Annotated in this window: 13 protein-coding genes; 11 read left to right on the top strand and 2 right to left on the bottom strand. The window is 59.1% G+C overall.

Translation table 11 applies throughout. The features are described 5' to 3' along the window. Positions 1 to 49: 49 nt before the first annotated feature. From AC781_RS05985 to AC781_RS05965, 5 genes are all read left to right on the top strand, one after another. Complete coding sequence (locus AC781_RS05985) at positions 50 to 1,831, top strand: hypothetical protein (RefSeq protein ID WP_067775016.1); 1,782 nt, start codon at positions 50 to 52, stop codon at positions 1,829 to 1,831. A gap of 28 nt (positions 1,832 to 1,859) precedes the next feature. Further along, on the top strand, positions 1,860 to 3,080 hold the full coding sequence (gene icd / locus AC781_RS05980; RefSeq protein ID WP_067775013.1) for an NADP-dependent isocitrate dehydrogenase: 1,221 nt from the start codon (positions 1,860 to 1,862) through the stop codon (positions 3,078 to 3,080). Positions 3,081 to 3,211: 131 nt separating this feature from the next. Next, positions 3,212 to 4,018: an SDR family NAD(P)-dependent oxidoreductase gene (locus tag AC781_RS05975; protein ID WP_067775010.1), complete on the top strand. Its 807-nt coding sequence runs from the start codon at positions 3,212 to 3,214 to the stop codon at positions 4,016 to 4,018. A 4-nt stretch (positions 4,019 to 4,022) separates the two neighbouring features. After that, complete coding sequence (locus AC781_RS05970) at positions 4,023 to 5,624, top strand: glycoside hydrolase family 75 protein (protein WP_067775007.1); 1,602 nt, start codon at positions 4,023 to 4,025, stop codon at positions 5,622 to 5,624. Between the two features lie 77 nt (positions 5,625 to 5,701). After that, the gene (locus tag AC781_RS05965; protein WP_067775004.1) at positions 5,702 to 7,435 is read left to right on the top strand and encodes a thiamine pyrophosphate-dependent enzyme; all 1,734 of its coding nucleotides are present in this window, start codon (positions 5,702 to 5,704) and stop codon (positions 7,433 to 7,435) included. Between the two features lie 186 nt (positions 7,436 to 7,621). Here AC781_RS05965 and rfbB read toward each other — a convergent pair whose 3' ends face one another. After that, complete coding sequence (rfbB, locus tag AC781_RS05960) at positions 7,622 to 8,653, bottom strand: dTDP-glucose 4,6-dehydratase (RefSeq protein ID WP_067775001.1); 1,032 nt, start codon at positions 8,651 to 8,653, stop codon at positions 7,622 to 7,624. 146 nt (positions 8,654 to 8,799) lie between these two features. Here rfbB and AC781_RS05955 point away from each other — a divergent pair, with 146 nt between their 5' ends. Both AC781_RS05955 and AC781_RS05950 read left to right on the top strand, forming a co-directional pair. After that, positions 8,800 to 9,999: a DUF418 domain-containing protein gene (locus AC781_RS05955; RefSeq protein ID WP_067774998.1), complete on the top strand. Its 1,200-nt coding sequence runs from the start codon at positions 8,800 to 8,802 to the stop codon at positions 9,997 to 9,999. 46 nt (positions 10,000 to 10,045) lie between these two features. Continuing rightward, positions 10,046 to 10,573, top strand: coding sequence for a cob(I)yrinic acid a,c-diamide adenosyltransferase (locus tag AC781_RS05950; protein WP_067774995.1), 528 nt, complete (start codon positions 10,046 to 10,048; stop codon positions 10,571 to 10,573). Positions 10,574 to 10,631: 58 nt separating this feature from the next. Here the strand turns inward: AC781_RS05950 and AC781_RS13275 are convergent, their stop codons facing one another. After that, positions 10,632 to 10,910, bottom strand: a complete 279-nt coding sequence (locus AC781_RS13275) for a DUF3892 domain-containing protein (RefSeq protein ID WP_083076643.1) — start codon at positions 10,908 to 10,910, stop codon at positions 10,632 to 10,634. 607 nt (positions 10,911 to 11,517) lie between these two features. On the opposite strand from AC781_RS13275, the gene AC781_RS05945 reads away from it, so the two are divergent. Genes AC781_RS05945 through AC781_RS05930 form a run of 4 tightly spaced genes read left to right on the top strand, consistent with a single transcriptional unit; the run spans position 11,518 to position 14,479 of the window. Next, a complete protein-coding gene (locus AC781_RS05945; RefSeq protein ID WP_067774992.1) occupies positions 11,518 to 12,357 on the top strand; it encodes a deoxyribonuclease IV in 840 nt (279 codons plus the stop codon). A 34-nt stretch (positions 12,358 to 12,391) separates the two neighbouring features. After that, positions 12,392 to 12,895: a methylated-DNA--[protein]-cysteine S-methyltransferase gene (locus AC781_RS05940; RefSeq protein WP_067775101.1), complete on the top strand. Its 504-nt coding sequence runs from the start codon at positions 12,392 to 12,394 to the stop codon at positions 12,893 to 12,895. Positions 12,896 to 12,927: 32 nt separating this feature from the next. Next, on the top strand, positions 12,928 to 14,058 hold the full coding sequence (locus tag AC781_RS14010) for a hypothetical protein (protein ID WP_067774989.1): 1,131 nt from the start codon (positions 12,928 to 12,930) through the stop codon (positions 14,056 to 14,058). Positions 14,059 to 14,071: 13 nt separating this feature from the next. Beyond that, positions 14,072 to 14,479 (top strand): acyl-CoA thioesterase, encoded by a 408-nt coding sequence (locus tag AC781_RS05930; RefSeq protein ID WP_067774986.1) that lies wholly within the window; start codon positions 14,072 to 14,074, stop codon positions 14,477 to 14,479.

The following is a 14,479-nucleotide window of genomic DNA, read 5'->3' as shown; positions in this document are numbered from 1 at the left end:
TTCTCTCTGATATAGTTCCCTCCGTTACTATTTTTTCCTCCGGCTTATTATGACACCTCCCAGCATCAAGGAGCTCAATGCTACATTGTATGAATACAATTTCCTGACGATTCTCCAGGGGTCTCCTCTGGGGTGTCTGTACAAGGCCGTTTCCCGCGAAGACAATACGGATGTACTGATCGCCATCGTCGCCCGCGACTCCGACGGGGAGAAATGGCTGGGCAAAGCCGGAGCCGTACACGACGTGCGCCACGAAGCCCTGCTCCCGGTGTACGACTGCGGCAAGGCCGGGGAATACATCTACGCCATCATCAAGTATCCGGACGGCGAAACGCTCGCTTCCCTGATGGGAAAAGGCCCCTGCCCCATGCGTTCCGCCCTGCGTTATATCGTAGGCGCCGTCGCTCCGCTGGAGCTGGCCCGCCGCCGCTACATCCTGCCCCGCCACCTGCATCCGGAAAACATCTTCGTCACCCCGGCGGATACTCTTTCGTTCAGCCTGGTGGACATGCCGGAACTCCCGGACTTCCATTACACGCTTGCGCCCGAACTCCGCAACCATCCGGAAGACGAGCCGACGGCGGCTTCCGTCATTTACACGCTCGGCTCCCTGCTGGCGACGCTGATTCTCGGCAAGCCCTACCCGGACCCGACCGATCCGGAAGATCTGCCTGCCGATTTCGTGGAAACGTATCCCGAACTGGCGCAGCTGCTGGAACATGCCACCGCCGATGCTCCGGAAGTCCGCATCTCCTCCCTCAGCGAACTGGCCTCCAAGCTGATGGCTCTGAACCTTCCGGACGAGGTGTACGAACCGCGCAAGCAATCCCGCATGGCGAAGCACGCTCCTGCTCCGGGCAACCGCCTTCTGTCCGCTGCGGCGGCAGGCAATGCTCCGGAAGCTCCCGTCCTGCGTGCCGGTTCCGATGCAGGCTCCTCCGTGCCGTCCTACCGTTCACCCATGGAACGCGAACTGGAGCGTCGGAAGGTCAAGGACAATACGACCTTCTACCTTGCTCCCGTGCTCGTGCTTTTATTGCTGTTCGGCGCCGCTGCCGTCATCGCCAAGTTCAGCGACAAATCCCCCGCTTCCAAAAAAGAAGCGGCGGTTGCTGCCGCACCAAAAACGGAAAGAGGGGCCGATACCGCCACCCATCCGCATCCCGCACCTGTCGAGCCTTCCCACGAAGACGATACGCCTGCTCCTACGGCGACCGATACTGACGACGTCTCCGGCAGTCCTTTCGATACCCATACGCCGGATGACGACGATACGACGACTCCCGCCGAGCCGAAGCGGCCCGACACTCAGGCCGAACCCTCCGCCACGGATGAAGACGGCAATGCGAACCTGCCGCCGCCCGCCATCCCCTCCGGCATGGTCAACTGGCTGGCCTCCGGCTCCGAAGGGCTGCTGCTGAAACAAAGCTCGACGCTCGCCCCGGCTGCCTCCTACGGCCCTGAAATCGCCGTCAACAACAATTCCGCCGACGATGGCGCCGTCTCCGTCGCCCTGCCAGCCGACGGCAAACCCGCATGGTGGTCCGCCACCTTCAAGGCCGAGGCCGTAAAACTCGTCTCCCGCGTTGTCATCTACGGCGGCGGCGACCGTTCCAAGGCAGGCAAGCTCACCAAATTCTCCGTCGAACTGACGCTGGCCGACGGCCGCAAGATCAGCAAAAACTTCCTTGCCGAGGGGTACGCCCTCGAAGGCTGGGAAATGTGGTCGCTGCCGAAGCCCGTCGCCGTCCGCAGCATCCGCATCACTTCGCTGACCAAGAAAGGCATCATCGTCCTTCGCGAAGTGGAAGCCTACGGCCCTCCGCAATAATTCACCCCTTACCGACCATCACCAGAACATGAGTGCAGGAACACCCATCAGCATGACCGCCGCGGGACTCAGCGTCCCGAACGATCCCATCATCCCCTTCATCATCGGAGACGGCTCCGGCCCGGACATCTGGCATGCCGCATCGCGCGTCATCGACGCCTGCGTGGACAAAGCCTACCGGGGAAGCCGCTCCATCGTCTGGAAGGAAGTGCTGGCCGGACAGAAATCCTTCGACCAGCTCGGCACATGGCTGCCGGATGAAACGATGGATGCCTTCCGCACCTACCTCGTCGGCATCAAGGGTCCGCTGACCACACCCGTAGGCGGCGGCATCCGCAGCCTGAACGTCGCCCTGCGTCAGGGGCTTGATCTCTTCTGCTGCCTGCGCCCCGTGCGCTACTTCGAAGGCATCGAAACTCCCGTGAAGCATCCCGAAAAGGTGGACATGGTCATTTTCCGCGAAAACACGGAAGACATTTACGCCGGGATCGAGTTCCAGAACGGTACGGAAGATGCCAAAGCCTTCTACGAATGGCTCAAGCAGGCCTTCCCGGCCCGCGCCTCCAAAGTGCGCTTCCCGGAAACGTCGAGCTACGGCATCAAGCCCGTTTCCCGCGAAGGGACGGAACGCCTCGTCCGCTCCGCCATCGAATACGCCATTGCCGACGGCCGCAAGAGCGTCACGCTCGTCCACAAGGGCAACATCATGAAATTCACCGAAGGCGGATTCCGCGACTGGGGCTACGACCTCGCCAAACGCGAATTCGGCGCCCAGCCCATCGACAAGGGACCGTGGCTCCGCCTGCCCAACGGCCTCGTCATCAAGGATTGCATCGCCGATGCCTTCCTTCAGGAAATACTGCTCCACCCGCAGAAGTTCGATGTGGTCGCCACGCTGAATCTGAACGGAGACTACATCTCCGACGCCCTCGCGGCGCAGGTCGGCGGCATCGGCATCGCCCCCGGCGGCAACATCAACTACCACACCGGGCATGCCGTCTTCGAAGCGACGCACGGCACGGCTCCGATGCTGGCGGGCAAGGACAAGGCCAACCCCTCCTCCGTGCTGCTCTCGGCGGAAATGATGCTCCGCTACATGGGCTGGACCGAAGCTGCCGATCTCATCATCTCCGCTCTGAACAGGACGATTGCGGACAAGACCGTCACCTTCGACCTGGCGGAAATGATCCCCGGCTCCCGCGAGCTGAAATGCTCCGCCTTCGCCGATGCGCTGATCGCCAATCTGTAAAGATCCGCCGCCGCCTTCCTTTCCGGCAGCCGCATCCCACTGGGGCGGCTGCCTTTTTCATCATGGAAAGAGAGCGGTCGAGACGCACTGAGTGCTTGAACATGAATCCTGTTTCTGCCAGAATCCCGGCTATGAATTATCAGCGGGTCATCATTACCGGAGCCTCGTCCGGATTCGGCGCGGCGTTTGCCCGCCGACTGGCCCCCGATGTGCGCGAACTCGTGCTGATCGCCCGACGCCGCGACCGGATGGAAACTTTGGCTCATGAGCTGGCGGGGAAATACGGCAATCTTGCGGTGGACATCCGCGCCTGCGACCTCTCCCGGCCGGAAGAACGGCAAAATATGATCGACTGCCTGATGCGGCTTTCTCCGGCCCGCACCCTGCTCATCAACAATGCGGGACTGGGCGACTACGGCGAACTCGCCTCATCCGATACCGCACGGAACCGCCAGATGCTCGAAGTCAACATCTGCGCCCTCACGGAGATGTGCCGTGCCTTGGCTCCGGCGCTGGCCGCCCACGGGGGCGACATCATCAACATCAGTTCCCTCGGCGCCCTGCTTCCCATTCCGGATTTCGCCATTTACGCCGCTTCCAAGGCCTACGTCTCCTCCTTCTCCGAAGCTCTGCGGTTGGAATTGAAATCTTCCGGCGTCGGCGTACTCGCCGTATGCCCCGGCCCCGTGCATACGGAATTCGGTGCCGTGGCGCGCCGCGAAGGATTCACCGGGAACATGACGCCGGGCAAAGACCTCTTCGATACGGATGTCGAGACAGTCATCACCGCCGCCCTGCGCGGTATTTCCCGCCGCAAGGCCTGCGTCTACCCCTCCTTCAAGATCACCTGCCTTTCCTTCCTGCTTCGCATGATGCCCCTGCCCGTCATACGCATGGTCATGGGCCTGCGCCCCCGCAAAATCTCTTCCGATACCTGACCCCATGCCGCCAAGAAAACCATCCCCTCTCGTCTGGCTCATCGGCGGAGCCGCCCTGCTGGCTGCCGGTTCCCTGTATACGCCCTATCCCGCCCAGCTCGTCCGCGCCTTGCAAGGCTTGCCGGAGGATGACGGCGCCGTCTCCACACCGCTTTCGGACGAACCGGGCGACCGGCCTTCCGAAGGCCACCCCTCCGAACAGCCGGACAAGCCCCTCGTCCACCGCATACCCGCAGGCAGCGTGACCCCGTGGAAGCCGCAGGCCAACTTCACCATGCCGGCCATCGTCCTGCCGCCCTTCCCTCCTGCGCTGCCCCAGAAGATATCGACCGGGGAGTTCGTCAACGTGACCGAACTCATTCGCGGCATCAACCTGAAAACCAAGGTCAACTTCATCCCCGGCACGACGGCCACGCGCGACCGCAAGAAACCCGAAAACTACCGCGCCACCTTCTCGCTCGACATCGTCGTACCCAAGGCCGCCAAGGGCGAAGACCTCAAGCTCGCCAACCCGGAACTGCCGAATGTGCTGAAGGAATACGACGCCCTCCTTGCCGGAGCACAGACATCCCCGTATTACAACCAGCTCTACCAGAACAAGGAAAACCGCATCCGCAACAGCGCGTCGTCCCTGCTCAAGATCATCGACCGCCACAACTTCTACGACACCGATACCATCCTCGAGATCACCCATCCGCAGACCCGCCGCAAGGTGCTCTGGCTCCAGTCGGACATGGATGTCGTATCCGACGGTACGGACGGCGACCGCCTGCCCAAGATGCCGGACGCCATCGTGAACAGTTCGACCTACCAGCCCTTTACGACCTACGCCTGGAAAAAGCGCACCAAGCAACCGAACCCGCTGCTCGCCTCATGGGAAAGCAAGCTGAAAACCGCCGAGGCTTCTCTGAAGAAGGCGACAGGAACCAGCCGCACGGCTCTTCAGGAACGCATCCGCACCCTCAAGCTCGAAATCACCGACCTGAAGACCAAGAGCTACCTCATTGCCGAATACGATCCCTTCATCGTCATCCCGCTCCGGGTCATCAACCAGAGCAACTCCGATTTCTCGCCCAAGGCTGGGGATTATGCCGTCGTCGTGCATGAGAACCGCCTGTTCCCCGCCATCGTCGGCGATGCAGGCCCCCATTATAAAACGGGTGAAGCCTCCCTGCGGCTGGCGAAGGAAGTCAACCCGAAGGCCACCATCTACAGCCGCCCCGTGAGCGATTTGTCGGCCAGTTACCTCGTGTTCCCCGGCACGGCGGAACCGGACAAAGGGCCGATCGACTACGACAGGCTGAATGCCCGCTGCCGCGAACTCCTCGATGAAATCGGCGGGATTCACGAAACGGCCCGCTACCACCAGTGGGAAGACCTCCTCAAGCCCAAACCCGAACCTCTTCCGGTGCCTCCGGTGGACAAGCCCGGCAACGGAAAGCCCGAACAGACCGATCCGGCAAAAACGGATACGCCTTCCCCAGTTCCGGCTTCCATTCCGGGAACAGCGGACAAACCCTCCGAACCACAGCCGCAGCAGCCACCCGTGCAACCCACCCGGCCGGAGGGAACGAACGGCGCCTCAGCATCGCCTGCACGGCCTTGAATGGCGCTTGTCCGCACCCCTAATTGATAGAGTTGCGGCTTGCCTTCTCCCGTCCGGTAGGTTTGAATGTTGGAGATATGAGTAAAACAGTCTCCGATCAACTCGTCGGCATGCTGCGGGATGCGGGCATCAAGCGGATCTACGGCATTGTAGGCGACAGCCTGAACCCCGTCACGGAAGCCCTGACAAGCGACGGCAGCATCCGCTGGATACACGTCCGGCACGAAGAAGCCGCCGCCTTCGCCGCGAGCGCGGAAGCACAGATCACGGGTGAACTCGCCGCCTGCTGCGGAAGCAGCGGCCCCGGCAATATGCACCTGATCAACGGTCTCTACGATGCGGCGCGAAGCGATGCACCCGTCTTCGCCATCTCGTCGCACATCCCCCTCAGTCAGGTAGGCAACGATTACTTTCAGGAAACGCACCCGCAGGAATTCTACCGTGAATGCACGGCCTTTTGCGAACTCGTCTCGGAAGCGGAACACGCGCCTACCATCGTCGCCAATGCCATCCGCCACGCCAAGGACAAGCCGGGCGTCGGCATGATCGTGCTGCCCGGCGACGTCGCCGCCCGGAAAGCGGAGCGCGAGGGATATGCCAAGGCACCCCTTTGCGTAGGCCGCGCCACCGTCACCCCCTCGCCGGACGATATTCAGGCTCTGGCCTCCCTTATCAACGGCAGCAGGCGCATCACCTTCTTCTGCGGCTACGGCTGCACGGGCTCACAGAAGGAAATCGTCGAGCTGGCTGGCAAAGTCAAGGCACCCATCGCCTACACCTTCCGCGCCAAGGACATCATGGAGCAGGACAATCCCTACGCCGTCGGCATGACCGGACTTCTGGGCTGGGGCGATGCCACGCAGGCCATGAACGACTGCGACCTGCTCGTCATGTGGGGTACGGACTTCCCGTACAGCGCCTTCCTTCCCCATCACGTCAAAGTCGCACAGGTGGACATCAACGCCACCCACCTCGGCCGCCGCGTCCCCGCCTTCCTCGGCGTACAGGGCGATACGCTCGCCACCCTGCGCGAGCTGATGCCTCTCATTCAGGAAAAGTCCGACGATGAGTACCTGCGGCAGTCCCTGACGCGCCACGCCAAGGAAATGAAGAAGCTGAACGCCTACATCCACCATGTGGACGAAGACGCCCCCATCCGGCCCGAATATATCACCAAGATCATCAGCGACTGCGCGAGTGACAGCGCCGTCTTCACCGTCGATACAGGCACCCCGAACATCTGGTCGGCCCGCTACCTGCACGGCGGCGGTACGCGCCGCATCATCGGTTCCTTCAAGCACGGTTCGATGGCTTGCGCCCTCGCCATGGCAATGGGCGCACAGGCTCCCGACCGGGAACGGCAGGTCATCGCCCTCTGCGGAGACGGCGGACTCGCCATGCTCCCCGGCGACCTGCTCACGCTCGTACAGGAGGGATTGCCCGTCAAGGTGCTGGTGTACAACAATTCAGCTCTCGACTTCATCAACCTCGAAATGACGGCGGCGGGCATACGCCCCGTCAACACCGACCTGAAAAACCCCAACTTCGCCGAAGTGGCGCAGGCCATGGGCGTGCAGGCGGAACGGCTCACGAAACCGGGAGATGCCATTCTGGCCGTCAAGCGTTGGCTGGCCTGCGAAGGCCCCGCGCTGCTGGATGTCGTCGTGGACGAGCATGCGCTCGCCATGCCGCCGGAAATCACGATGAACCAGGCATTCGGCTTTGCCAAAACCATCGCCAAGCACGTCTTGCACGGCGAGCTCAACACCGTGAAGCGCATCCTGTTCGGCAACCGCAGGCTCTTCTTCTGAGCAGCCGTTCACCATGAACCATTCATTGATGAGCCACAGATGCCACTGATTTTCGCAGATTTTGATAAAAAAGATGCGAGTGGTAACTCGTTTCTTGAATAAGATCCTGATCTGTGCCGATCTGCGGCATCTGTGGTTCCCTGTGCACTGGCATCGGATGTTCCGGCGCCAGTTTTGCGTAGGCGATCAAACGCCAAGTCCTTCGCGGCCGGGGCCGAGATACCATTCCACCGTCTTCGCCATGCCGGAAGCGAACGATTCCTCCGGCTGCCATCCCAGCTCCGCCTGCAGCTTCGACGCATCGATCGCATAGCGGCGGTCGTGGCCGGGCCTGTCTTCCACGAAGGCCAGCAGCTCGGCATGCGGGCGGCCGCAGGCGCGGGGGCGCAGCGCGTCCAGCAGAGAGCAAATCGTCCCCGCAATGGCGAGATTCGTCATCTCGGCATTTCCTCCCACGTTATACGTCTCTCCCGCACGGCCGCGGTGATACACCGCATCTACCGCCTTGCAGTGGTCGAGCACGTACAGCCAATCGCGCACATTCAGCCCGTCCCCGTAAATGGGAATCGGCCTCTCCGCCAGAGCGTGCCGGATCACCGTCGGAATCAGCTTCTCGCGGTGCTGCTTCGGGCCGTAATTGTTCGAGCAATTGGAAGTCGTCACATCCATGCCGTAGGTATGGAAATACGAACGCACCAGCAGGTCGGATCCCGCCTTGCTCGCGGAATAGGGGGAATTCGGCGCATACGGGGTCTCTTCCGTAAACAGCCCCGTCTCGCCCAGGGAGCCGTACACCTCGTCCGTCGAAATATGGTGGAAACGGCATCCCTCGTAACCGGGCTTCCAGCGGTTGGGAGCTTCCATCCAGTGCCTCCGGGCTGCATCCAGCAGCGCAAACGTACCGGTCAGATTCGTGCGGACGAATGCCGCCGGGCCGGAAATGGAATTGTCCACATGGCTCTCCGCCGCAAAATGGATCACTCCCCGAATATCCCGGTCCCGAAACAGGGCATCGACAAACGGCACATCCGCAATATCCCCTTGCACGAAAGAATAATTCGGCAAGACATCGCATTCCCTCAAATGGGCCGCATTGCCGGCATACGTCAGCAGATCCAGATTCACCACCTCGTATTCCGGATGGAGAGCCGCAAAGAACGGAACGAAATTGGAACCGATGAATCCCGCTCCGCCCGTGATGAGAACCGTACGCTTCATATGGACAACATGGTGAGGACAGCCTGCCTTATGTACGCTGCCAGAATAGCAGGACAGGCGGAAAAAAGCAAACCGAAAGGTTCCTTGAGGGCTTTGAAGAGATGCGCGAGTGAAAGAAAGGCACTCCGCACGGCGTATTTCAACGCATGACCGACTTGCTGCCTCCGTTAAACAAACGGCTGGATGTCGTCGATGCCCTCAGGGGATTCGCCCTGATGGCCATCGTCATCCTCCACAGCCTGGAACATTACAACCTGTACTGCATCCCGGAAGGCATGCCCGACTGGCTCAACATGCTCGATCTGGGCGTCTGGGAAACGACCTTCTTCCTGATGGCGGGCAAGGCCTATGCCACCTTCTCCCTGCTCTTCGGCTTCAGCTTTTACATCCAGTTCCGCAACGAACAGGCGCGCGGCGGCGACTTCCGGAGGCGTTTCGCATGGCGCATGTTCCTGCTCTTCCTCTTCGCCCAGTTCCATTCGCTGTTCTACAACGGGGATATCCTTTTGCTGTACGCCGTCGCCGGGCTGCTCCTCATTCCCGTTTGCCGGCTCAAGGACAAAACCGTCTTCATCATCGCGCTGGCATGCCTCTTCCAGCCCTTCGAATGGGGGCGAGTCCTGTATTCCCTGTTCCACTCCGGCTACACGCCGCTCTCCGACGGCTATATCACCTACAAGCAGCTGGCCCTTCCGGTCATGAAAGACGGCAATTTCCTCGAACTCCTCCGATCCAACATCTGGCACGGGCAGCTTTACAGCAACTTCTGGCAGGTCGAACACGGCCGCCTGTTCCAGACCGTCGGACTCTTCATGTACGGCCTGCTTCTGGGAAGACGGCAGTACTTCATCCCGAGCGCACAATCCGTCCGCCGCTGGAGAACCGTATGTACGGTTTGCGCCGCCGCCTTCGGCCCGCTGTGGTACATCAAGGAAAGCATGGGCGATATGCTTCACACCGCCGGACTGGACAGGCTGTCCGTACCCATGGATACCATCGTCATGTCGTGGTTCAATATCGCCTTCATGGGGCTGCTCGTCGCCGCATTCACGCTCGCTTGGTTCCGGACGAACGGCCTTCGTATCCAGCGCTTCATCATCCCCTATGGCCGGATGAGCCTGACCAACTACATCACGCAGTCCATCATCGGCGTCTTCCTGTACTACGGCTACGGCCTCGGCCTGTACAAAACGACGGGGGCTACGGTCACCTTCCTCATCGGCCTCGGCATTGTGGGTCTCCAGCTCTTCTGGAGCCGCCGGTGGCTGGCAAGGCACAAGCAAGGCCCCTTTGAAACCATCTGGAGCAAGGGAACATGGCTCGGCCATCAGCGCAACCGGGCGTAAGCACTCGAACCTTGACATTCGGTCACGGACTTCCTAGCATTCCCTCATGGCATCCAAGCGCATCCTCATCATCACCGGAGACGGCAAGGGCAAAACGACCTCCGCCTTCGGCATGGCTTTGCGCGCTATCGGACATGGGAGAAAAGTATCCGTCATCCAGTTCATCAAGCACGACGGAGGGTATGGAGAAGTAGCCGCCCTGCGCCGTTTCCCCGAAGCGGAAGTCGTCTGCTCTGGCCTCGGATTCACGCCGAAGCAGCCGGACTCCCCCCAGTGGGAGAAACACCGCGCCGCCGCCCTTTCCGGCTGGGAACTCGCCCGGCAACGCATGGCCGACGATGAAACATCCGTCATCATCCTCGACGAATTCTTCTACCCCGTCCGGTATGGATTGATTGATGAAAACGAAGCCTGCAAAGCAATCGCCGCCCTGCCCGAAGGAAAAACGCTCATCATGACCGGGCGCAACGCCCCGGAATCCCTCATGGCACTTGCCGACACCGTAAGCAGCATCGGTTGCATCCGCCACGCCCTTCAACAAGGCACCCCGGCGCAGGAGGGGTTTGAATACTGAAAAAGCAGCCTATTCTTATTGGAATAGGCTGCCTGTAATTGTCTTACATAAGACAACCTTATACTCGCGGCAATTTCAAAAGATTGTCGTCCTTCGTATCGTTTGGTTCTGATCGGACGTATTTTTCCCCTTTGGGACTGACAACTGCAATTAATTTGGGATAACTAGGTCCAATATTCACAGTAACTACATTTTCGTCTTTGACGAAATCATGTACTGCTGCTTTAGTATAAAAACCTTCCTTATTTACTCCTTCGAGATAAATTTCAGAGATTTCCAGCGTGGACTTCGGAGATGTACATCCGTCTTTTAACTTAATTTTCGTGGCTTTGGCCATAATGTTATTATATTATGTCTTACTGCCGGATTGACATCATCTGGATGAACTTGTAAAAAGCGTTCAGCGATTCAGCTAAACTGATGACATTTTCTGCATAAGACTTGTTTTCAGAAATAGAAGGATGGAGTTCCAAGCTCCATCCTTTTTTATTCCGACAGAAAAAAACTATCATTTCGGTGAATTGATGTCAAGAAATTATTTGTCATTTTAATTTGTTTGAGAATTAATTTAAATTTTTCACTTACGACTAATAAGAAATATAATCTCAAAAATTGACTTTTTCATGGAGTATGGCATATTCTCGTTCATGTGTATTTATTGTACCCGTCCGGAAGTACATTATACCTTTTCGGAGTGCGTGAGTTGTACTTCTACTCACATAATACTTTGAGTACATGTAAAATCATATCTGTCAAAGGGTATGAAAATGGAAATCGAAGACGATATATGTCGCATTCCTCACGGAGTGCGTGGATTGAAACTTATTTGTCGTCCGTGATAAATGGTACAATCTGCCCAGTTGAATTATACTTCGACTGGGCAGATATACTGAATAACATGCTTGTGACAATTGTAAATATATTATATAATGGTACATCAAAGTATGCTAAAAATCGGTTGCCATCTATCCTGCGCGAAGGGCTTTCTTGCCATGGGCAAGGCGGCCACATCCATCGATGCAAATACCTTCCAGTTCTTCACGCGCAATCCGCGCGGTGCTTCCGCCAAGAAGCTGGATGATCGCGATGTGGAGCAATACCGAGTCTGGGCATTGGAGCATCATTTCGCACCGGCACTGGCGCATGCCGCCTATACGATGAATGCCAGCGCAGCGACCGAGCATCTGCGTACCCTCGTCCGCGAGACGATGGCGGACGATCTGGCCCGTCTTGAATCCATCCCCGGCAGCCTGTACAATTTCCATCCCGGCAATCATGTGAATCAGGGGGTAGAGGCCGGGATCGAATGGGTGGCCGCCGCGCTGAACGAGATACTGAAGCCGGAACAGGCCACAACGGTGTTGCTCGAAACCATGTCCGGCAAGGGCAGCGAGATAGGCAGGGAGTTCGAGGAGCTGCGCGAGATCATGGACCGCGTCGGGCATCGGCATCTTCTCGGAGTGTGCCTCGATACCTGCCACGTCTGGGATGCGGGATACGATATCGCGGGCGATCTCGACGGAGTGCTGGAGCATTTCGACCGTGCGATCGGGTTGGAACATTTGCAAGCCATTCACCTGAACGACAGCCAGAATCCGCGCGGCAGCCGCAAGGACAGGCATGCAACCATCGGCGAAGGCCATATCGGACTCGATGCGCTGGCCCGCATCATCAATCACCCCGTATTGCGCCATCTTCCCTTCTATTTGGAAACGCCCAACGATCTCGCCGGACACGCCCGCGAGATCGCCATGCTCCGGAAACTTTACCGGGACGATGTTTGAACGGAAACATGACGATCCAACATCCAATGAATATATGACCGTTTACCGCGATACAGCTTTGGGATTCATCGGCATCGAGTCGGATGGAAGGGCCGTCGTACGCGTCGTGCTGAATCCTCCCCTGTCCTGCCATGATCAGCCTCAGGCAGAGGGAGATTCCATCATCGAAGAGGCATTCCGCCAGCTGGAACTGTATGCCGCCGGAGAACTGGAGTCGTTCGACCTGCCGCTGTCGCCGCAAGGCACACCGTTCATGAAGAAGGTGTGGGATGCCCTGCTCCGCATTCCCTATGGGCAAACGGCCTCTTACCGCGACATCGCCGAGGAGATCGGTTCGCCGAAGGCATGCCGTGCCGTCGGCATGGCCAACCACCGGAACCCCATCCCCATTTTCATTCCCTGCCACCGCGTGATCGGCTGCCGGGGAGAGCTGACAGGGTACGCCGGAGGCCTCGCGATGAAGCAGCGGCTTCTCGACCGGGAGCAGCGCGCTTTCCTGTTACATACTTGTGACGGGGAACTCTTTGCCTCTCCTTGACATCCATTCGGAGCAACGATACAATACCGCCCATGAATCAGGGACCCCAATGGTGGAAAAGCGGCCTCATCGCCGTACTGGCGCTCGGAGGCGTCTGCATGGTTTCCTATCCGACAGCCTTGTTCTCCTCCGGTCGGCCTGCCGATTCCCTTCCGTTCCAGATGTTTATCGGTCTGGCGGTGATTGTGCTTGCCATGGAGGCTCTGGCATGGTTCGGCAAAGCCCGCAACATGACGTGGTTCGCCGGTCTGGTCATCGCCTGGCTGCTGGTTTATCTGTCTCTGCCCATTCTGTACCTGATGGCTCCCGAATATGTGTTCCCGACGCATGATGCGGAAGATATCATGATGGCGCGCGGCCTCGGCCTGCTGACTTTGTTCATCGCCTTCAGCGCCTTCATCCGCATTATGGTACTGCCCATGATGGCTCCTCCGCGTGACAAGGTGTCCACCGAGGACGCCCAGCCCATCGACTCCATCGCACCTTCACGCGGTAAGACAATCCAGACAATCCTTCAGGAACAGCCCAAAGCTCAGGCGAGGTTCCTCTTCGGCATGTCCGACCGCGAGCTGGTGCAGCGCTGGGGGGTGCTGGCGCAGGCCATGTTGAGCATTTCCCGCACACGGACGCGGCAGACGCTTGTGCTGCTCGCCATTCTCGTCATCTGGCCCTTCGCCTTCTGGCTGGGTTCCGGCGGTTCCGAAGGCGCCATGCGCCGCGATGTCGCCGCCCTGCGCGAATATACGCATGCATCCGGCGGCCGAAAGCTCGCCACGAACCGCGCCGTCCATGCAGCTCTCCGCATTTTCCACGAGGCCGACGCCAACCAGCTTTTCACCGGCAAGACACGCAAGGAAATCAACGATTTTCTCGAACTGGACAAAATGAACCCCGAGTACCGCGCACAGGTGCTTTCCCCGGGACTTGAAGAAGGTGCTTCCCGTGAGAAATTCCTTTCTCTCGACGATGGACAAAAACAGACGGGCCTTGAACTGAACTGGGATACCATGGGCGCGCGCAAGGACCGCATCGTGAATATCGATGCAGCCTGGAGCACGATTCCCGTATGGCTGGCACGCGAACGCCACGAACCGAAGGTCTGGAACGCCATTTCCACCGATACGGGTTGGAACCCGCCGCGCAAGAAGGAAGAAGAATTCTGACCTGTTTCCCCGTATGCCGCCATTCACCCATCATCGAAGGATCTCCTTTTACGAGACGGATGCCGGAGGCATCGTCCATTTCTCCAATTATCTGCGCTTTGCCGAAGAAGCGGAGCTGCAGGCTCTCCTCTCGCTCGGACTGGCTGCCTACCCTTCGCCCTACATGCTGCCCCGCGTCCATGTGGAGGCGGATTACCATCTTCCGCTGCATTTCAACGATGAGATTGCCGTCGAAGCCATTTTCGACCGCATCGGCAACAGCTCCCTGCACTGGCGGTTCGACATCCGCCGCGGCGGCGACCACTGCGCCCAGGTGCGCATCGTGACAGTTCGCACCGGAAAGCAGGAGGAAAACGGCGGGTTCGCCGTCGTACCCTACACCGAAGAGGAGAGGGAAAAATTCCGCACCCTGCTTGCCTGA

This window comes from Neoakkermansia glycaniphila (assembly GCF_001683795.1).
Taxonomy (GTDB): Bacteria; Verrucomicrobiota; Verrucomicrobiia; order Verrucomicrobiales; family Akkermansiaceae; genus Akkermansia; species Akkermansia glycaniphila.
Note: the sequence above shows the minus strand (reverse complement) of the source record. Positions and strands in the feature narration are given on the sequence as shown.